The sequence below is a fragment of the Ruegeria sp. CDSA079 genome (assembly GCF_059612245.1).
Genome location: NZ_JBXWQF010000006.1, coordinates 92,078 through 111,450 on the forward strand (window position 1 = coordinate 92,078; position 19,373 = coordinate 111,450).

The 19,373-nt window shown below is 58.9% G+C and carries 22 protein-coding genes; 15 read left to right on the forward strand and 7 right to left on the reverse strand.

The window, feature by feature from the left end; all coding sequences use genetic code 11:
• Positions 1-3 precede the first annotated feature (3 nt).
• A complete protein-coding gene (locus tag AC2FJZ_RS08200; protein WP_496776956.1) occupies positions 4-816 on the reverse strand; it encodes a protein-disulfide reductase DsbD domain-containing protein in 813 nt (270 codons plus the stop codon).
• Positions 817-961: 145 nt separating this feature from the next.
• Between AC2FJZ_RS08200 and AC2FJZ_RS08205 the strand changes: the two genes are divergently transcribed.
• Positions 962-1,516, forward strand: a complete 555-nt coding sequence (locus AC2FJZ_RS08205) for a YqgE/AlgH family protein (protein WP_050604013.1) — start codon at positions 962-964, stop codon at positions 1,514-1,516.
• On the opposite strand, the gene AC2FJZ_RS08210 is transcribed toward AC2FJZ_RS08205, so the two are convergent.
• On the reverse strand, positions 1,517-2,467 hold the full coding sequence (locus AC2FJZ_RS08210; RefSeq protein ID WP_496776958.1) for an L-threonylcarbamoyladenylate synthase: 951 nt from the start codon (positions 2,465-2,467) through the stop codon (positions 1,517-1,519). It abuts the gene before it with no gap.
• A gap of 138 nt (positions 2,468-2,605) precedes the next feature.
• Here AC2FJZ_RS08210 and AC2FJZ_RS08215 point away from each other — a divergent pair, with 138 nt between their 5' ends.
• The 7 genes from AC2FJZ_RS08215 to AC2FJZ_RS08245 all read left to right on the forward strand — a co-directional run bounded on the left by AC2FJZ_RS08215 (position 2,606) and on the right by AC2FJZ_RS08245 (position 9,112).
• Positions 2,606-4,309, forward strand: coding sequence for an acyl-CoA dehydrogenase (locus AC2FJZ_RS08215; protein ID WP_496776959.1), 1,704 nt, complete (start codon positions 2,606-2,608; stop codon positions 4,307-4,309).
• Positions 4,309-5,355, forward strand: a complete 1,047-nt coding sequence (locus AC2FJZ_RS08220) for an MBL fold metallo-hydrolase (protein ID WP_496776961.1) — start codon at positions 4,309-4,311, stop codon at positions 5,353-5,355. The genes AC2FJZ_RS08215 and AC2FJZ_RS08220 overlap by 1 nt, the downstream gene beginning before the upstream one ends.
• A 6-nt stretch (positions 5,356-5,361) precedes the next feature.
• Positions 5,362-5,814, forward strand: coding sequence for a DUF6173 family protein (locus AC2FJZ_RS08225; RefSeq protein ID WP_496668518.1), 453 nt, complete (start codon positions 5,362-5,364; stop codon positions 5,812-5,814).
• 56 nt (positions 5,815-5,870) lie between these two features.
• Positions 5,871-7,712 carry a glycerophosphodiester phosphodiesterase gene (locus tag AC2FJZ_RS08230; protein WP_496776963.1) on the forward strand — a complete coding sequence of 614 codons (1,842 nt, stop codon included), beginning with the start codon at positions 5,871-5,873 and terminating at the stop codon, positions 7,710-7,712.
• Positions 7,699-8,238 carry a hypothetical protein gene (locus AC2FJZ_RS08235; protein ID WP_496668522.1) on the forward strand — a complete coding sequence of 180 codons (540 nt, stop codon included), beginning with the start codon at positions 7,699-7,701 and terminating at the stop codon, positions 8,236-8,238. Before AC2FJZ_RS08230 ends, AC2FJZ_RS08235 begins: the two co-directional genes overlap by 14 nt.
• Before the next feature lie 89 nt (positions 8,239-8,327).
• Positions 8,328-8,462, forward strand: a complete 135-nt coding sequence (locus AC2FJZ_RS08240) for an aa3-type cytochrome c oxidase subunit IV (RefSeq protein WP_050604020.1) — start codon at positions 8,328-8,330, stop codon at positions 8,460-8,462.
• A 17-nt stretch (positions 8,463-8,479) separates the two neighbouring features.
• Entirely contained in the window at positions 8,480-9,112 is a 633-nt protein-coding gene (locus AC2FJZ_RS08245) for a hypothetical protein (protein WP_496776964.1), read from the forward strand.
• Here AC2FJZ_RS08245 and AC2FJZ_RS08250 read toward each other — a convergent pair.
• Positions 9,101-9,433, reverse strand: a complete 333-nt coding sequence (locus tag AC2FJZ_RS08250; protein ID WP_496776966.1) for an AzlD domain-containing protein — start codon at positions 9,431-9,433, stop codon at positions 9,101-9,103. The genes AC2FJZ_RS08245 and AC2FJZ_RS08250 overlap by 12 nt on opposite strands.
• Positions 9,430-10,146 (reverse strand): AzlC family ABC transporter permease, encoded by a 717-nt coding sequence (locus tag AC2FJZ_RS08255; RefSeq protein ID WP_496776968.1) that lies wholly within the window; start codon positions 10,144-10,146, stop codon positions 9,430-9,432. The genes AC2FJZ_RS08250 and AC2FJZ_RS08255 overlap by 4 nt, the downstream gene beginning before the upstream one ends.
• Here AC2FJZ_RS08255 and AC2FJZ_RS08260 point away from each other — a divergent pair.
• From AC2FJZ_RS08260 to AC2FJZ_RS08280, 5 genes are read left to right on the forward strand one after another with little or no spacing between them, the layout of a single operon-like run.
• Positions 10,145-11,086: a formate dehydrogenase accessory sulfurtransferase FdhD gene (locus AC2FJZ_RS08260; protein ID WP_496776969.1), complete on the forward strand. Its 942-nt coding sequence runs from the start codon at positions 10,145-10,147 to the stop codon at positions 11,084-11,086. The two genes, AC2FJZ_RS08255 and AC2FJZ_RS08260, sit on opposite strands and share 2 nt — an antisense overlap.
• Complete coding sequence (gene mobA / locus AC2FJZ_RS08265; protein WP_496776971.1) at positions 11,079-11,735, forward strand: molybdenum cofactor guanylyltransferase MobA; 657 nt, start codon at positions 11,079-11,081, stop codon at positions 11,733-11,735. The genes AC2FJZ_RS08260 and mobA overlap by 8 nt, the downstream gene beginning before the upstream one ends.
• Positions 11,732-12,223 (forward strand): molybdopterin-guanine dinucleotide biosynthesis protein B, encoded by a 492-nt coding sequence (gene mobB, locus AC2FJZ_RS08270; protein WP_496668532.1) that lies wholly within the window; start codon positions 11,732-11,734, stop codon positions 12,221-12,223. Before mobA ends, mobB begins: the two co-directional genes overlap by 4 nt.
• A 20-nt stretch (positions 12,224-12,243) precedes the next feature.
• A complete protein-coding gene (locus AC2FJZ_RS08275) occupies positions 12,244-14,289 on the forward strand; it encodes a molybdopterin-binding protein (protein ID WP_496668871.1) in 2,046 nt (681 codons plus the stop codon).
• The gene (locus tag AC2FJZ_RS08280; RefSeq protein WP_496668534.1) at positions 14,286-14,879 is read left to right on the forward strand and encodes a GNAT family N-acetyltransferase; all 594 of its coding nucleotides are present in this window, start codon (positions 14,286-14,288) and stop codon (positions 14,877-14,879) included. Before AC2FJZ_RS08275 ends, AC2FJZ_RS08280 begins: the two co-directional genes overlap by 4 nt.
• Here AC2FJZ_RS08280 and AC2FJZ_RS08285 read toward each other — a convergent pair.
• From AC2FJZ_RS08285 to AC2FJZ_RS08295, 3 genes are all read right to left on the reverse strand, one after another.
• Positions 14,876-15,871 (reverse strand): hypothetical protein, encoded by a 996-nt coding sequence (locus AC2FJZ_RS08285; RefSeq protein ID WP_496776973.1) that lies wholly within the window; start codon positions 15,869-15,871, stop codon positions 14,876-14,878. The two genes, AC2FJZ_RS08280 and AC2FJZ_RS08285, sit on opposite strands and share 4 nt — an antisense overlap.
• A 14-nt stretch (positions 15,872-15,885) precedes the next feature.
• Positions 15,886-16,356: a transcription elongation factor GreA gene (gene greA / locus AC2FJZ_RS08290; protein ID WP_050604027.1), complete on the reverse strand. Its 471-nt coding sequence runs from the start codon at positions 16,354-16,356 to the stop codon at positions 15,886-15,888.
• 231 nt (positions 16,357-16,587) lie between these two features.
• Positions 16,588-16,968, reverse strand: a complete 381-nt coding sequence (locus AC2FJZ_RS08295; RefSeq protein WP_496776974.1) for a VOC family protein — start codon at positions 16,966-16,968, stop codon at positions 16,588-16,590.
• Positions 16,969-17,051: 83 nt separating this feature from the next.
• On the opposite strand from AC2FJZ_RS08295, the gene soxR reads away from it, so the two are divergent.
• Positions 17,052-17,507, forward strand: a complete 456-nt coding sequence (soxR, locus tag AC2FJZ_RS08300) for a redox-sensitive transcriptional activator SoxR (RefSeq protein WP_050604029.1) — start codon at positions 17,052-17,054, stop codon at positions 17,505-17,507.
• A gap of 136 nt (positions 17,508-17,643) precedes the next feature.
• A complete protein-coding gene (locus AC2FJZ_RS08305) occupies positions 17,644-19,290 on the forward strand; it encodes an electron transfer flavoprotein-ubiquinone oxidoreductase (protein ID WP_050604030.1) in 1,647 nt (548 codons plus the stop codon).
• Positions 19,291-19,373: the final 83 nt, after the last annotated feature.

Sequence of the window (19,373 nt, forward strand, 5' to 3'; positions counted from 1 at the left end):
ATCTCAACCCGCAGTGCAGCCCAGAATATCGACCGCGTGATTGGTGCCAAGAACGGTGATCCGGATCTCGGACCGGTCCAGCGCAAAAGGCGCGCCGGACGCGTTGACGATTTCGGCCTGTGCCACAAGCGTATCCCCCTCGCGTTGCGAGACCGGCTGCGACGCCCAGAGAACGGGGTTTCCAGGTTCGATCACGGCGACCTCGCGCCCCCCGGCGGAGGGCATCGTCACCCGAGCCTCGATCTGTATTCCGTCCTGTGTCGGAGTCAGATTACAGGTGGCTTTGCTCACGCGGGCTTCCTGCGCGGAATAGGGACGTTGCGCCAAAGCTGCGGCAATTGCGGGATTGCGCCCAGCATCACCGTCCAGCGTGTGGTCAAAATCCAGACGTTCTGGGATACAAACATCCTTGCAAACGCCCAGATCCATCTCACCTTGCAGGCGGACGGGTTTGGCGGGGTTGCGTGGTGTGATCTCGATCGGCAAAACCAACTGGTTTTCATAGCCGATAGACTGCAGGCCATTCTGGTCAAAAATCTCGGGCGCGGGCCAAGTGATGTCCACATGCCCAACGTTTTGAGAGCGTTTCCAGTCGAACTGGGGTGGGATGCCCGCATCACCGGGCGCGCGCCAATAGGTTTTCCAGCCGTCTTTAAGGGTCAATTTCAGGGCGCTCAGGTAGGTACCGTTTGCGGTTCGACCGCCATCCAGAACATCCAGCTGCACCACGCCATCCAAACCCTGCGCGGCAACTGAAGTGGACAGAGGCAGGCACGCAAGTGCAGCAACAGCGGCGGATTTCATAGGCATCTTCATACCTCATACATGCGCGGGCTGAGGACGGATTCCAAGTCACGATCCGGTCACTGCAATGAAATCTGTCGAAATACCCGTTGTTCTCTTGCAAACACAGGGGTGGCGGGGCCATTGTTGACATAGGTTGAGAAAGAGATGACGGCCCATGGATCTGACCGGAAAACTGTTGATTGCGATGCCCGGCATGGGTGATCCGCGATTCGACCATTCGGTGGTCTACATGTGCAGCCATGGCGATGACGGTGCCATGGGGCTGATCGTCAACAAACCCTCAGATCTGCGAATCAAGACCCTGCTGGGCCAGTTGAACATCGCATGCCGCATTCCGGTTGTTGGCGAACGGCTGGTTCATTTTGGCGGGCCCGTCGAAATGTCGCGGGGCTTTGTCCTGCACAGCGCCGATTATGAGGCCAACCTGCATTCTATGCAGATCTCTGAAGAATTCAGCATGACCGCTACGCTGGATGTTCTGGAAGACCTTGCCTCGGGAACCGGGCCGCTGAATTCGATGCTCGCGCTGGGCTATGCCGGCTGGGGTCCGGGCCAGCTTGAAGATGAAATTGCCATGAATGGCTGGCTGACCACCGAAGCAACATCAAAGCTGGTCTTTGACGTGACCGATGATGAGAAATGGGAAGCCGCGCTGGCCACTTTGGGCGTAGACCCTTTGACTTTGTCCGCCAGCGCTGGCCGTGCCTGATCAGCTGTCGCGTGGCGCGGCCGCTCGGCGTAGCCGGTCGTTGATAGCTGCGCCCAATCCGGCGTCAGGCACTGGAGAAACCGCAATTGGTCGCCCGGATTTGTTCAGCTCATGCAGGGATGCAAAGAGGTTTGCGGCGGCCTCGGTCAGATTGCCGTTCTCGGACAGGTTCAGATCACACTCCACCGTGCCAAAGCCCAGCAAGACCTCGTCGCTCTGACGCGACCTGGCATTCAGGCGGACCGGGGCGTCCGGCGCGTAGTGCGATTGAAGTTGTCCCGGGGCGGTCAGCAGATCACCTGATTGATGCATGTGCAGATGCGCCCCCAGTTCCTGTTCGATCTGTTCCAGCGCGATACCGCCGGGGCGCAGCAGGGTGGGCTCTCCGGCCAGTCCGACGATGGTGGATTCCAGCCCGACGCCGCAAGGCCCGGCATCCAGTACAGCGGCGATTTTGCCGCCCAGGCCCGACCACACGTGGTCTGCTGTCGTGGGGCTGATCTGACCCGAAGGATTTGCCGAAGGCGCAGCGACCGGCCCATCGAACGCAGTCAACAATGCACGGGCGGTGGGATGTGCGGGCACGCGAACGGCCAGCGTGTTCAACCCGGCCGTCACAAGCGAGGAAATTCCGTGCCCCTCGCGCAGCGGCAGAACCAGAGTCAGCGGGCCCGGCCAGAAGGCTTGCCCCAGTTGTTCGGCCTGATCAGACCATTGCACAAACCTCATCGCCGCACTGACCGAGGCGACATGGGCGATCAGCGGGTTGAAGCTGGGTCGCCCCTTGGCCTCGTAAATCGACGCGACCGCCTGCCCATTGCGGGCATCGCCGCCCAAGCCATAGACCGTTTCGGTTGGCAGGGCGACCAGAAGGCCCTGGCGCAGCAAGTCCGCCGCCCGTGCTATACCGTCGGGATCCGCCGTCAATTCCTGAGTGCCGGATGAGATCATAATTGATGACGCCGCGTTTTGGTTGCTTGAAACATCTGGAAGAGTACGTAGTCGGTACAAGCCCATACGCTTAGCGGTGCTTGCGCTTGATTCCAAGCCCGCCGATGTATTCTGATCCGTTAGACCCCGAGAGAAGCCATGCCCTATCGCGCCCCAATCTCAGATTATCAATTTCTGCTGGACCATGTGGTCGGGTTTGACCAGGTCGCCGCCACTGAAACTTTCTCAGATGCCAGCGCGGACGTCGTCAGTGCAATTCTGTCTGAGGCGGGCAAGATGTGTGAAGAGATTCTGGCACCGTTGCAACGTGCCGGTGATCTGGAACCTGCACGGCTTGAGAATGGCGTGCTGCGCAGTTCTCCGGGCTATGATGATGGCTGGAAGGCGATTGCTGAAGGCGGCTGGGTCGGGATCAGTGCTGATCCTGAGTATGGCGGAATGGGCCTGCCAATGACCATCACCACCGCCGTGAATGAGATGATGAGCGCCTCATGCCTGTCGCTGCAGCTGGCGCCACTGATGGCGCAAGGCCAGATCGAGGCGTTGGAGCATCACGCCAGCGATGAATTGAAGGCGCTGTATTTGCCGAAGATGATATCTGGTGAATGGTCGGCCACCATGAACCTGACCGAGGCACAGGCCGGTTCGGATGTGGGTGCCCTGACCTCAAAGGCCGAGCCAAATGGCGATGGGACATTTTCGGTGTCCGGGCAGAAGATTTTCATATCCTGGGGCGACAACGACTTTGCCGAAAATGTCTGCCATCTGGTTTTGGCACGCTTGCCGGATGGGGTGCCGGGTACCAAAGGGATTTCGTTGTTCCTGGTGCCGAAATACATCCCTGATGCGGATGGCAATCCCGGCGTGTCCAATGACCTGAAAGTGGTTTCGGTTGAACACAAGATGGGTCTGCACGGCTCACCCACCTGCGTGATGCAATTTGACGGGGCCAAAGGTTGGCTCGTGGGCCCTGAACACGGTGGTATGGCCGCCATGTTCACCATGATGAACAACGCCCGTCTGGGTGTGGGGGGGCAGGGTGTCGGCGTTGCCGAAGGCGCCTATCAGCACGCGTTGGCCTATGCGCTGGACCGCAAGCAGGGCCGGACGCCCTCGGGTACCATCATCGATCATGCAGATGTGCGCCGCATGATCATGGATATGCGCGCGGATATCTTCGCGGCGCGTGCGATTTTGTTGGCCAACGCAACCGCAATTGACATGGCGAAAGCCACAGGTGATGCCGATTGGGCCGCGCGGGCGGCGTTGTTGACGCCAATCGGCAAGTCCTTTGGCGCCCGCACCGGGATACGCGTGGCTGAAACCGGGGTGCAGGTGCATGGCGGCATGGGGTTTGTCGAAGAAACCGGTGCAGCCCAGTATTCCCGTGATGTTCGTGTGACGGCGATTTACGAAGGAACCGATGGCATTCAGGCCATGGATCTTGTTGCACGCAAAATGATGGACGGGGGTGAGGCCGCATCGAACCTTCTGGACGAGATCGAAGATCAGGCCGAGCGCGCCCGGGCCACGATGCCCGATTTGGCCGGTCCGGTCTGGGAGGCCACGGAAACCCTGCGCGAAGCGACCGAGTGGCTTGTGGCGCAGAATGACATGAACGACCGATTTGCAGGTGCAACCGCCTATTTACAGGCGTTTGCGCGGGTACTGGGCGGGCATTACCACCTGACCGCAGCTCTGGCCGATCCGGATGGACCACGGGCCAAGTTGGCGCGATACTACATCAATGCCTTGTTGCCCGAACATTCGGGCCTTCTGGCGCGGGCGCAAAGCGGGGCGGATGACCTGTTTGCGCTCAGCCCGGATGAGTTGGTAGCCTGATGGACGGGGGTCGCGTTTTGGGAATCAGATATCCGTGGGCCGAGCCGCCCGCGACAGGCGAAGCCATTCAGGTTGCCGAGGGCGTTCTGTGGATGCGCCTGCCCCTGCCGATGGCGCTGGATCACGTCAATATCTATGCTCTGGACGATGGCGACGGGTGGACGGTTATCGACACCGGGCTGTCCTCGAACAAGACGCGGCGCATCTGGCAAACCTTGATGGATGGACCCTTGGCGGGCAAACCAATCAAGCGGGTGGTTGTGACTCACCACCATCCTGATCACGTCGGCAATGCCGGGTGGTTTCAGTCAGATCACGGGGCTGAACTGGTGACCAGCCGTACCTCGTGGCTGTTTGCACGGATGTTGACGCTGGACGTTCAAGAAACATGGCCGCAAGAGACCCTGGATTTCTATCGCAGCACCGGCATGGCACCCGAGGTTCTGAATGCGCGGATGAAGGATCGCCCGTTCAACTTTGCGGATACGGTCTATCCCATGCCTCTGGGCTTTACCCGGGTACAGCAAGATGACGTGATCCGCATGGGCGGGCGCGACTGGGATGTGCATATGGGCAATGGCCACGCCCCGGAACATGCCACTTTCTGGAGCCGCGATGACAATCTGGTGTTGAGCGGAGACCAGATTCTCAGCTCGATCAGCCCTAATTTGGGGGTTTATGCCACAGAACCCATGGCCGACCCGGTTTCGGCCTGGATGGAGGCGTGCGAGCGACTTCAGACACTGGCCCGGCCTGATCATCTGGTTCTGGGTGGGCACAAGCTGCCCTTTACCGGCCTGCCGCTGCGCATGAGGCAGCTGATCGAGAATCACCACAGCGCGTTGGAGCGTTTATTGGACCATCTGGACGAGCCCAAAGCTGCCGCCGACTGTTTCCTGCCCCTGTTCAAACGCACGATCCGCGAGGGCGAATATGGGCTCGCGCTGGTCGAGGCGGTTGCACATATGAACCATCTCTACCACATTGACGCTGTGACCCGGACGCAGCGCGCGGACGGAGCTTGGCTGTACCAGCGCAAAGGGTAGAAAAGAATGCAGGACCAGATCGAAACCTCGGCCGAGGCCGCCGAAGCCGCCGCCTTGCCACGTTGCCACGAGGTTCATGCCGACCCAAAGGCCGAATCCGGCACCAAAACCCTGCCTGAGCCGCTGAACAAGCCGGTTGAAACCAAAAGCCCTGCACAATGGGCCTATGAACGTCTGATCATGTACATCCAGAACTTTGAAAAGACGCTGGATGGCGATCACGAGGTCGCAATGGGCTTTACCGGTGGTGATGCCGGTGTGATGCGGATCGAAGGCATGGGTTTTTTTGACCCCGATATGATCACCTTCTATGGCTCGGGCGGAACTGGGGCCCGGACGCAATTGGTGCAACATGTCAGCCAGTTGAACGTGATGCTGCGCGCATTGCCCAAATCGGTCGAAGACAAACCCGCCAACCGTATCGGATTCCGTTTGGCGGCCGATCTGGAAGACAGCTGACTTGCAATTCACGCTTGCGCGCCTTTGAATGAATGCACCATTTCGGAGGCCACCGCGTGAGCAGATTTTTCCAAGAAGTTTCACAAGCCTATGCCGGGGCCTGGGCCCGGCGCAGGGTCTTTGTACCGATCTATATTGCCGTGCGTCTGCTGCTGGTGGCGATGATCGCGCCGGGTGTCGCAGTGGCGGTCAATCTGGCCGTTTCTCTGTCGGATCAAACGGCGCTGACAGATCAGGACATTGCGATGTTCCTGCTGTCTCCGGCAGGCTTCATAGCAGGTATTGCGGTTCTCAGCCTGTTATTGCTGGCTGAGGTCTTTGTGTTCTCGGTCATGGCCGGGTCCTTGCGCATGGGCGAACACGACCCCTGGCGCGCGGGCAGTGCGGCGCTGACGCTGAACCTGTCCCGCTTTCCGGCGCTGTTCGGGTTTGCTGTGCGGTTTATTCTGCGCGTCTTGCTGCTTGCCCTGCCATTTGTGGCAGTTGCGGGGGTGATCGCGTGGTGGACGCTGACGGAATACGACATCAACTATTACCTGACCTTCCACCCCCCTGCCTTTCAGGTGGCGGTCGTACTGATCGGATTGGTCGTTTTGGCCCTGGCCTGGGTTTTGATCCGGCGTCTATCCGGTTGGGCGCTGGCCCTGCATCTGGTTCTGTTTGAAGGTGCGTCGCCACGTGTGGCTTTCGCCAATAGTGAACAGAGGATGGAAGGTAAGCGTGGGCGATTGAAGATCGAACTTGCCCTGTGGCTGGCGATGCGCCTTGTCGTTGCGGCTTTGATCGCGGGGGTGGCCAGCCTTTTGTTTGCACTGGTGCCGATGCAGGCGGACAGCAGCCTCAGGTTCGCGATGATCCTCAGCCTGATAATCGCTGGGCTGTGGTCCCTGGCGGGGTTGGTTCTGGCGGCGACTGCGCTGGGCGCGCTGGCGGTTTTGCTGGATGGATTTTTCGATACAGAAGCCAAGGAAATTGCCCATCCCGAACCCCGCAAAATCCGCGCACCCGTGTTTGTAACCGTCGCAGCAGCTCTGGCTGCATTGGGCATCGGCATTTGGTTCGGTCAAGGTCTGCTGGAACGTGTGCAGGCTCCGGATCATGCCGAGGTCATCGGCCACCGAGGCGCTGCGGCCATAAGGCCTGAAAACACCATGGCTGCAGTTCTGAAAGCCATCGAGGGTGGCGCGGATTGGGTCGAGATCGACGTGCAGGAAACGGCCGATGATGTAGTCATCGTGGCCCATGACAGCGATTTCATGAAGCTGGCCGGGGTGAACCTGAAAGTCTGGGATGCAACCATGGCGGATGTGGCCGACATTGATATCGGCAGTTGGTTCGGCCCGGAATACGCCTCGGAACGCACGCCGACCCTGCGCGAGGTGCTGGAAGCGGCCAAGGGCAAGTCTAAGGTTCTGATCGAACTGAAATATTATGGTCACGATGTCGATCTGGAAAATCGGGTAATCAATCTGGTGGAAGAGCTTGGGATGCAGGACGACATTGCCACCATGTCGCTGAAATATCCGGCGGTGCAAAAGATGAAAACGCTGCGCCCCGACTGGCGGTCCGGCGTGTTGGCGGCCACCGCCGTTGGGGATTTGTCCGGGTTGGACGGCGAATTCGTCGCGGTCAATGCAGGGATGGTGACGCCAGGTTTGATTCGCAAGGTGCAGGACGCGGGCAAGGATATCTATGTCTGGACGGTGAATGATCCGTTGCAGATGTCCAAAATGGCATCGATGGGTGTGGATGGTCTGATCACGGATCGCCCGGCCATGGCCAATGAGGTCTTGCGCGTGCGTGCTGAAATGGGGCCGGGTGAGCGGCTGTTGCTGTGGCTGGCCACGACGTTTGGATTGCAGGTCGATACCGAGGCAATGCGCGATGACAGCCCTTAGACTGACATTGTTTGTGTCTTTGCTGCCGCAGCCTGCATTGTCTCAGGATCTGATGCGCAGTTTTGAGATGCCCTCTCACCGTGCCCTTATAGATCAAAGCGTAAGTGCCGAATTGACCGCGTTTGAAACAGATGGATGTTCGGGCGGGTTGTCGACCAGTTGGCGTTGGGTGGCCAAACAATTCCCACAGGTCGGTGAGCTGTATGAAGAGCACCCGCCATGGGAATATTGTTGTGTGACCCATGACCAAGCCTACCACAACGCGGGTGATGCGGTGTCGGCAGACGTAAGTTATGACGCCCGTTTGGCTGCGGATGATGCTCTGCACGCTTGCGTGGTGGAGCATGGAGACCGTTATGCCAAAGACTATGCCGACCGCTACGATATGACGCCCGAGCAGATTCGCACCGTACACGCGATCACGGCGGATGCGATGTATGGTGCAGTGCGATTTGGCGGTGGGCCATGCAGCGGCTTGCCCTGGCGTTGGGGGTTTGGATATCCGGGATGCTCGGTTCTCAGGTAAGCAAGCCCTGCGCGCGAATGACGTGGTGACAGGCGTCTGGTTTTCTATTATCCAACAGATCAAACACGCGAACTGGGATTCTGAGACTTATGGCTGAACACAAGCACGGCGAAATGGACATCACCGTCCAAACCAAAACTTTCAACGGTTTCATCAAAGCCACCACATGGTGCGTGGTTGCGATTGCCTTTCTGTGTCTGTTCCTGGCGGTTTTCGCCTCCTAAGCATTTCGGGGGCTATCTTGCTCAGGATTCTGATTGCCTGCCTTTTGGTAGCAACCGTTGCCGGCTGTGCAGGTTCTAACCGTCCACAAGCTGACCAGGCCGAGGTCGTCTCGAGATCTTATCGTGATCCCGGACCTTCCACGCTGACGCTCTACACAATGATCAACACGCGCACCGGATCCGGGGCACATACCTCGTTGATGATTTCGGGCAGTGAGCGGGTGATCTTTGACCCTGCCGGCTCATTCAGGGCGGATGTTGTTCCGATGAAGGACGATGTGCTTTACGGCATAACTCCGGCTGTCGAGCGAGCCTATCGCAGCTCTCACGCGCGCGAGACGCATTTCGCGCGCATCCAGACCATTCAGGTAACCCCACAGCAGGCTGAAATTGCCCTGCAGCTTGCTAAGCAATCCGGTCCGGTCGCCGGTGCGTTCTGTACCAACTCCACCTCGCAACTATTGAAGCAGGTGCCGGGATTCGAGCAGATTGATGTCACCTTTTACCCGGTAAACCTGTCGGATCAGTTCGCGCAGATTCCGGGCGTCGTGACCGAGGAGTATCGGGAAAGCGATGATGCGGATCTGCAAAAAGGTCTGGCCGCGAACAATGCGCGCCTTAACCAGTTGGACGGGGTCTCAACTCAGTAGATACAGCAAACCGTAGAGGGTGGCGGCCCCGGAAAAGATGGCGGCCAACACGTTTTTGCTGATCACACCTACAACCAACGCAACTGCTGCCGCTGACATCCGGGGAAGGTCAGGCTGCCCTTCGGTCGCCGAGGGCCAGATAACCAATGGTGCGATCAATGCAGGCAGAATCGCAACTGCCGTGTACCGCAGGTGACGCAGCAGCCAGGTCGGCATCGGGCGGTCACCTACAAGGCCGATAAAGACAAATCGCAAGGCATAGCTGCCTATGGCCAAGCCTATTATGATGGTCCAGATGGTGACGGGATCGGTCTGGGTCATCGTTGCAACTTTCTGCGCTCTAGGATCAGTTCCGCATGTGCCCCGGCGATCATTCCCGCAGACCCGGCGATCAGAAGGCCCAGATTGAACGGGATTACGACCGTCAACAGCGACACTGCGATGGCCACCAGCGCCGCGACCACATGTGCAAAGGTCCGCATCATCGGCCCGATCATGGCCAGAAATGTGATTGGCAGGGCGAAATCCAGCGCCCAGCTTTCCGGAATCTGCGCGCCCAGTACTGCGCCTAGGTAGGTGGCAAGAATCCAGAGCGGTGTGATCGGCGTGACCGAACCCACGAAATAAGCCATGCGTTGCGGCACCGATAGGTCGGGCTCTTTCTCGAACCGCACAATGGAGCAGGCATAAGACTGGTCCACGGTCAGATAGGCGGCGAAGGCGCGCTGCCACATCGGTGCCGCACCCAGATAAGGTGTCAGCGATGCGGAGTACATCGCCATACGTAAATTCACCGCCAGCGCTGAGATTATGATAATCGCCGTCGGCGTGTTGTCCTGCAGCAGTTGTAATGCCGCAAACTGTGCCGCTCCGGCAAAAACGGTCGAAGTAAAAGCCATTGTCTGAACAATGGTTAGCCCGGCTTCGGTCGCGAATACACCAAACAACAGGCCAAAGGGCACGGCGACGAAGATAAAGGGTGTCCCGTCCCGAAAACCTTTCCAGAAGTATGACTTGGATGTGGCAGAGGCCATGGCTAAATCCTATGGTGATGCCAGCAGCAGTATCTGTCTTGGGAAGGGGTTGCAATTGGCCACGGAATTCGACCTGTCGGACTATCTTATCGCCCCTGAACCGGGCTCGGACCGCCTTACCCGGGCGGTTGAAGGTGTGGACCAGAACGGCGAGGCCAGCCAGATTTCGGTGGTTGAAGAACGCCCGTTGACGATCTTCCTCAATTCTCAGGAAATCGTGACGGCGATGACCATCGGCGACTATCCCGAATATCTGGCTTTGGGCTTCCTGCGCAATCAGGGGATGCTGTTGGCGGATGATGAGATTATCCGCGTGGACTATGACGACGATCTTGAAACCGTTGTTGTGCGAACAGCGCGTGAGACATCGTATGAGGATAAGCTTAAGAAGAAGACCCGCACCAGTGGTTGCGCTGTCGGCACCGTCTTTGGCGACATGATGGAGGGGCTTGAGGACGTGCAGCTACCGCAGGTGCAGGTGCGTACTTCGTGGCTGTACGATCTTGCTTCCAAGATCAATCGTACCCCGTCGCTTTATCTTGAGGCTGGCGCAATCCACGGCACGGTCCTTTGCCGCGAAAATCGCCCGCTGGTCTACATGGAGGATGTGGGTCGCCACAACGCCGTCGACAAGATCGCAGGCTGGATGCTGTCCGAGGATGAGACGGCGGAGGACAAGATTCTCTACACTACCGGTCGCCTGACTTCCGAGATGGTGATCAAAACGGCAATGATGGGTATTCCGGTTCTGGCGTCTCGCTCGGGCTTCACCGCCTGGGGTGTCGAAATCGCGCGCGAGGTTGGGTTGACGCTGATCGGTCGGATGCGCGGGCAGCGCTTCGTCTGCCTGTCGGGCGAAGATCGCCTGCTGCGCGACGTAGACCCGTCAACCGTTGCGGGTGAGGACAAAAAACATCGCCGGAAGAGTGCCAATGAATAACCTTCTCAAGAAACCGCTCGGCATCATTCTCGCAGGCGGGCAGGCAACCCGGATGGGCGGCGGTGACAAGGGCTTGCTGCAGATCGGTCGGCAAAGCCTGCTTTCTCATGTCATCGACCGCCTGTCCCCACAGGTAAACGGTCTTGCCCTGAACGCCAATGGCGACTCGGGAAGGTTTGCCGACCTGAACCTGCCAATCCTACCCGACACGATCGAAGGTTTCGCCGGGCCTCTGGCCGGTGTGCTGGCCGGGCTGGACTGGGCTGCAGAGCAGGGGGCGGACTGCATTGTGACAGCTGCCGCTGATACACCGTTCTTTCCGCACGACTTGGTGGCGCGACTGCAAGAGGCCGTGGAAGGGCAGAAGTATCCTCTGGTTTTGGCCACGACCCCACGCACGGGAGCTGAGGCGCTGAAATCCGGTGGGGGCAGGCGGGTCAATCGACACCCGACCTTCGGCCTCTGGCCCGTGGCGCTGCGCGACGATCTGCGTGCGGCGCTGACAGATGGGCTGCGCAAGGTGGTGCTGTGGACTGACAAGCATGACGGGCGAGAGGCGTTGTTCGATGCCGACCCGTTTGACCCGTTCTTCAATGTCAACACGCCAGAAGATCTGGACCGCGCCCGAATGTTGTTGGAGCAGGCATGAGGGTCTTTGGCGTCACCGGGTGGAAGAATGCCGGAAAGACAGGGTTGATGGAACGATTGGTGGCCGAGATCACAGGCCGGGGCTTTACGGTCTCGACGGTTAAACACGCGCATCACGGCGTCGATGTAGATCAGCCCGGCACCGACAGTCACCGCCACCGGATGGCAGGGGCCAGCGAAGTTCTGCTTGCCTCAGGTCAGCGCATTGCCGTGATGCAGGAGCTGCGCGGTGCACCAGAGCCTGCATTGGATGAACTGCTGTCACGGCTTTCACCGGTCGACCTCGTGCTGATCGAAGGCTTCAAGCGTGAAAACCACCCCAAGATCGAAGCGTTTCGGGTCGAGGCGGGCCATACGCTAATGGCCCCCGAGAACACGACCATACGTGCTGTAGCCAGCGACACTCCGCTGGATTTGGACCGCGCGGTTATTGATCTGAATGACACCACAGAAATTGCGGACTTCATCCTGAAAGAAGTCGGTTTGTGAACCTGTTCCAGACCTTTGCGATGGTGGATTGGTCTGGCGGAAACGACACCGGGCCGACCCCGCGCAAAGATGCGATCTGGGCCTGTATTGTGCGCGAAGGGTGCTTGTTGGAACCCGAATACCTGCGAAACAGGTTAGTTGCTGAACAGTGGCTTGAGGCCCTGATCCGCACCGAGCTTGATGCAGGACGCCGCCTGTTTCTGGGGTTCGATTTCCCGTTTGGTTATCCGGCCGGATTTGCCCGGGCGATGATGGGTGCGGACGATCCCCTGGCTTTGTGGGACTGGTTCGAACGGCATATTGAGGATACGCCTAAGGCGAACAACCGTTTTGATCTGGCAGGTCAGATCAACCTGAATTTCGGAGGCAACGGCCCGTTTTGGATGAACGGTCTGCGTCGTGACATCGACGGTCTGCCACGCACGAAATCCGACTATGCCAACCCCTTCCCGGACCGCCGTGTCGTGGAAACCCTGGCAAAGGGCAGCTTTACCTGCTGGCAGATGGCAGGCGCGGGGGCTGTTGGTGGACAGGTGATGATGGGGCTACCGGTTCTGAATCGGCTGCGTCATCGCTTTGCCGGGCAAGTCGCGGCCTGGCCTTTCCAGCCGCTGGGAACACCCGTCGCCTTTGTAGAGATCTGGCCATCTCTGACCCTTGGAGCGCCGCCAGCAGGGCGGATCAAGGATGCCTGGCAGGTCGAACAGGTTGCCTTGACTCTGTCACGTCTGTCAGAGAATGAGTTGAAAGCGCAATTGAATGTCTCAGCGGCAGAGGAAGGTTGGATATTGGGTGTAGCTCAGGACAAGCCGAACATAGCCCCACCCCCGTTGCGCAACGATTGCTTTGCGCTGCCCGCTGGGGTCGAGTGGACACCTGTGGATGAGGCTTTGACCTTTCTGCGCGACAGATTGCACCCGATCACATCTGTTGAAACGCTTGCACTGACCAAGGCGAGTGGGCGCATTCTGGCCGAGGATGTGATCGCCCAGCGTTCGAACCCGCCCCAGCCCAACACTGCGGTGGACGGGTTCGGGTTCGCAGGCCCCGTCCCAGTTGGCACGCAGGTCATGCCTCTGGTTGACGGGCGCGCGGCGGCGGGGATTCCATTTGAGGGTCACGTGCCCGAAGGTCGGGCTTTGCGTGTCCTGACGGGCGCGGCGCTGCCTGATGGGGTGGACACGGTTATTCTGGAAGAGGATGTCACGGTCAAAGATGGCCATATTGCCTTCCATGGCCCGCTGAAAAAGGGGGCCAACACACGGCGCGCGGGCGAAGATGTTGCGGCCGGTGACATGGCTTTGCCCGTCGGGCGTCGATTGACACCTGCCGATCTTGCGTTGCTGTCCGCTGTAGGAATCGCCGAGGTAAATGTGCGCAAGCCGCTGCGCGTGGCGGTGGTTTCAACCGGTGATGAGCTGGTCGAACCCGGAGACATTGCCGGTCCAGGGCAGATTTTCGACGCCAACCGCCCGATGTTGCTGTCATTGATCGAGCGGATTGGGTTCGTGCCCGTTGATATGGGGCGTGTTTCGGATGATCGGGATGCCTTGCGGGACCGGTTGGACCAGGCCGCAGGTCAGGCCGACGTGATTCTGACCAGCGGAGGTGCGTCTGCTGGCGACGAAGATCACGTGTCCGCCCTGTTGCGTGAAGCGGGGGCGATGCAGCACTGGCGGATTGCGTTAAAGCCGGGACGTCCGTTGGCCTTGGGCTTGTGGTCAGGCGTGCCGGTGTTTGGCCTGCCGGGCAACCCGGTGGCTGCCATGGTCTGCACGCTGATCTTTGCACGCCCCGCGCTGGGCCTGATGTCGGGCGAAGGTTGGGTGGAACCGCAAGGGTTCGAGGTGCCTGCCGCATTTGAGAAACGCAAGAAACCCGGCCGCCGTGAATACCTGCGTGCCCGGATGCGTAATGGGCGGGCCGAGGTGTTCCATTCGGAAGGATCGGGCCGGATCAGTGGGCTCAGCTGGGCCGAAGGCTTGGTCGAAATCGAAGATGGCGCGCGGCACATCAAGCCGGGCGACCCAGTACATTTCATACCGTACGGGAGCTTTGGTGATTGACCATCGCAATTTCACCCGGATTTGCTGACCAAGAGCGCGCGCAGGCAGCGGCGCTGTTCTGGCAGGCGTTCCGGGCCAAACTGAACAAGGTTATGGGCCCTGACGAAAAGGGTCTGGCCTTTTTTGAAACTGTATTGAACCCGGACTTTGCGCTGGTTGCGCGGGATGACACGGGCCGGATGCTGGGTCTGGCAGGGTTCAAGACGCGCGCTGGCGGTTTGGCCGGAGGCAGCGTGTCTGAACTCGCCGGGGTCTATGGCTGGTTTGGGGCCATTTGGCGCGCCCTTATTCTGAGCGTGCTGGAGCGTGAGTTGAAACCGGGTGTGTTCCAGATGGATGGCATCTTTGTCGCCGCCGAAGCACGTGGCAAGGGCGTGGGCACGGCCCTTTTGGGTGCCGTCAAGCAAGAGGCCTGCAACAGAGGAATGTCAGAGGTTCAGCTGGATGTGATTGACACAAACCCCCGCGCCCGTGCCTTGTATGAGCGTGAAGGGTTTCGGCCTGTTGGTGAAGAAAAAACCGGGCCACTAAAACACCTGTTCGGCTTCAGCATTGCGACGAAGATGTCCTGGCCGGTCGTAACTTCCTAGTCGAAGGTTCCGGCCACGCGGCCCAGCAACATGAACGCGCGCGCCGTGCGTGTTTCCCCCAGTGCGCTCAATTCCGCATCGCTTGCGGCGGGTTCGAACTCGGCCATCATCTTGTCGAAACGGCGTAGGAAATGATGGGCCGCGTCGCGGAAGATCGGATCCTGTTTCATCCGGGCTGCTGTCAGCGCCAGTGAAGACCTGTCGCGGACACCCCCCAACGCGGCGACGGCGCGGCCGCGTGTGCCTTGGGCGAATTGACGCCAGATTTCTGGCCGAGCCATATCAGGGCGTAGGTCATCCATATAGATGCCTTCTTGGCTCAGCAGGGTCAGAACATCCTGCGAAGCCTGGACAATCTGCGCTGTCTTGCGGTCTTTCAGCGCAATGCGCAGTGCATTGAACCCTTCGGTGTCATCCTGTGTTTCCGGAAAGTTCAGCGCACGGATGAAAACTGAGGTGCTGAGCGGCGGCGCAATCTCCTCCGCAGGCGTTCCCAGTTCGAGCGAGGTTTGGTCGCCTGGAGCGGAGGATTGCGCCGAGGCGGTCGTCGGAGCGGTGCGCTTGGTTGAGAATGTCGCCAGTGCGTTCTCCGTTTTCCGGGTGGCCGCTGCGATTTCGTCCAGCTTTTTTGCCACGGCAGGCTCATAGGTGCTGGAGGCACGCTGCTGCTGCGCAACGTAAGCCTGCCGAATGGCATCAATCGCCGTTTGCAGCCGTTCGCTTTCTTCGCGCATCACCCGGCTGGCACGCATTGCCGTGGCCGCGACCCAGATCATGGCCACGGGCATGAACATCGCCAGAAAGGTGACAATGAAGCCGCCGCTTTGACCCTGTTCCGGAAGCACCAGAAAAACAACCGACACCACCAGCCAGATCAGGCTGAGCACCAACGCGGCGATCTCAATTTCAGTGACAGCCGATGCCTTTGGGCGATCATAGATGCCCAGCGAGGTCGGTCTTTCTGTTTCCGGGTCAGGTTTGGGCCCCGACATGACATGCGCTCCGGTCAGGCGTACTCGATACTCAGAATTTCATAAGACCGCACGCCACCGGGCGTGCGTACTTCTACACTGTCCCCCTCGTCCTTGCCGATCAGGGCGCGGGCGATGGGAGATTTGATGTTCAGCAGGCCGTTTTCGATATTGGCCTCGTATTCACCAACAATCTGCCATGTCTTTTCTTCATCGGTGTCTTCGTCGACCAATGTAACTTTTGCGCCAAACTTGACTGCGCCGGTCAACTTGGCCGGGTCAATGACATCGGCAAGTGAAAGGATACCTTCCAGTTCCTTGATGCGCCCTTCAATGAAACCCTGCTTTTCGCGAGCCGAATGATATTCAGCGTTTTCCTTAAGGTCGCCCAGTTCGCGCGCCGATGCAATCGCCTCGATGATCGCCGGGCGTTCAACGGATTTGAGGTTCTTCAGCTCAGCCGCGAGCGCGGCATTGCCCGCAGGCGTCATTGGGATCTTTTCCATACTCTCTACGTCCACGCATAAATTGAGTCGCCCCGCCGCACAGAAGCGTCGGGGCGAATGTTAGGTTGACGAATACCTGACCCAAATGCCACGTGAATTGCAAGAGGTGACAGCGTCAGCAGCGATCAATTCGCGACTTCGCGCCGTTTTGATTTGGGATGCGGCCTGCGGCGATGATCGGGATGCCGCGACCTGCGCCAGCGCTGCGATGGGGTGCTGAGCCACAACATCTCAATCATATTGTACAACTTCAAACTCGATACCGTTGTCATCCCTGAAATAGAACCGACGTCCTGGTTCGTAGTCGGCATGGTTGTGGGGCTCGAATCCTGCTTTGCGCACTTTGGCTTCGGTGGCATCGATGTTTTCGACCAGTACTCCCACGTGGTTCAGCCCGCCGATCACATCATAGCTGCTTTCGTCTGACGGTCTTGGCTCATCAGGTTTGTACAGTGCCAGATATGTATGAGCGGAACCGACGTGAACAGTGTATCCGCCTGAAATTGCCGGGCCTTCCCAGCGGGTTTTCCAATCAAAGACCTTTTGCATCCAGGCAGCCGAAGCCTGCGGGTCGCGGACAGTGAAATTGGTATGTTCAAGCGTTGCCATCATGGGATCTCCTGTTTTTTGGCTTGCCACGACTCACCGTAATTTCTAAACCTAACTTTAGGTCAAGGTAATTTTTTGAGGCTTTGATGGCTGTTTCAGAGGGGCTTGCAATTGGCGCATTGGCCCGGCGCACCGGGTTGGCGGTATCGGCCATCCGGTACTATGAAGCGCAGGGTTTGATATCCCCGTGGCGCAACGCGGGTGGGCAGCGGCGTTATCAGCGGGCAGACATCCGGCGGCTGAGCTTTGTGATGATTGCGCAGCAGTTTGGCCTGACACTGCCTGAAATCCGTGAGGTTTTGTCGGGCCTGCCGGGAAGTCGCACGCCAACGCCGCAGGACTGGAAGGCCATTAGTGTGCAATTGCGCGCCCATCTGGATCAGCGAATCGATACTCTGATGCGGTTACGCGACAATCTGGATGGCTGCATCGGGTGCGGGTGCCTGAGCTTGCCGAAATGTGCGCTCTACAACCCAGATGACAGGGCAAAATCGCATGGTAGCGGTCCCAGATACCTGATGGGGGATGCGCCAGAGGCCTGATGTGTCGAATAGCGCCCTTGTTACGCCGTGTTTCGATTGACCAAAGTCTTTCCGAGCATGTAATCAGCCGTGAAACAAAATTGCGCAGATCAGGCGGTGACAGCGCCAAATCGGAAAGTTAGCTAGGGAGCCCGCGATGGCCGAGATTGAACGCGAAGCGATGGAATACGATGTGGTGATCGTGGGTGCAGGCCCCGCGGGCCTGTCTGCGGCCATTCGTCTGAAACAGCTGGATGCCGACCTGAACGTCGTGGTGCTGGAAAAGGGCTCGGAAGTTGGCGCGCACATCCTTTCGGGTGCGGTTCTTGATCCCTGCGGTCTGGATGCACTTATCCCGGACTGGAAAGAAAAAGGCGCACCGCTGAACGTGCCAGTTGAGGAAGACAACTTCTATATGCTGGGTGAAGCGGGCAAGATTCGCATCCCCAATTTCCCGATGCCGCCACTGATGAACAACCACGGCAACTATATCGTCTCGATGGGCAATGTCTGCCGCTGGATGGCCGAGCAAGCCGAAGAGTTGGGCGTCGAAATCTTCCCGGGCATGGCGTGCTCGGAAATGGTTTATGGCGACAATGGCGAAGTCAAAGGCGTGGTTGCCGGTGTCTTTGGTCTGGAAGCTGACGGCTCTTACGGCCCCAACACCGAGCCGGGCATGGAGTTGCACGGCAAATACGTCTTCCTGTCGGAAGGTGTGCGCGGTTCGCTGTCCAAAGAAGTCATTGCCAAGTATGACCTGTCTGCCGGTAAAGAGCCGCAGAAGTACGGCGTCGGAATGAAAGAGATCTGGGAGATCGACCCTGCCAAGCACAAGGAAGGCCGTGTCACGCACACCATGGGCTGGCCGCTGGGCAGCAATGCAGGTGGCGGGTCGTTCATCTATCACCTTGAAAACAATCAGGTGTATGTCGGTTTTGTGGTTCACCTGAACTACAAGAACCCGCACCTGTACCCCTACATGGAATTCCAGCGCTTCAAGCATCACCCGATGGTGGCCGAACTGCTGAAAGGCGGCAAGCGTGTCTCATACGGTGCCCGTGCGATCACCGAGGGCGGCTTTCAGTCGATGCCGAAACTGGTCGCTCCGGGTGTGGCGCTGCTGGGCTGCTCAGCCGGCATGGTCAACGTGCCGCGCATCAAGGGCAACCATAACGCAATGCTGTCCGGTAAAGCCGCAGCCGAGGCCGCGTTCGATGCGATCAAGGCCGATCGTTCGGGTGACGAACTGACCGCCTATGAAGCCGACGTGCGCGAAGGCGCGATTGGCAGCGACCTGAAGAAGGTACGCAACGTCAAGCCACTGTGGTCAAAATACGGCCTGACCGCCTCACTGGTGTTGGGCGGCATGGACATGTGGACCAACACGCTGGGCTTCTCGGTGTTGGGTACACTGGGCCATGGCAAGAACGACGCAGAGTCGACCGAGGATGCTAGCAAGCACCAGCCGATCGACTATCCGAAACCTGATGGTGTGCTGTCCTTCGACCGCCTGACCAACGTGTCTTTCGCGGCGACCAATCATGAGGAAAGCCAGCCCTGCCACCTGAAGCTGGCCGACCCCGAGATCCCGGTCAAAGTGAACTTGCCCAAGTTCGATGAACCGGCGCAGCGCTACTGCCCGGCGGGCGTATACGAGATGGTGGAGGATGAAAGCGGTCCGCGATTCGTCATTAACTTCCAGAACTGCGTGCACTGCAAAACCTGCGACATCAAGGATCCCAGCCAAAATATCACGTGGACAACGCCGCAGGGTGGGGACGGTCCGAACTACCCCAATATGTAAGCGAAAAAGCGGGCACTGGCAGGGTCGTGAAGGCTCTGCCATTGCCTCTTGCCAGCCAAAGCCCTAGCTTGAATGTCAGTCAA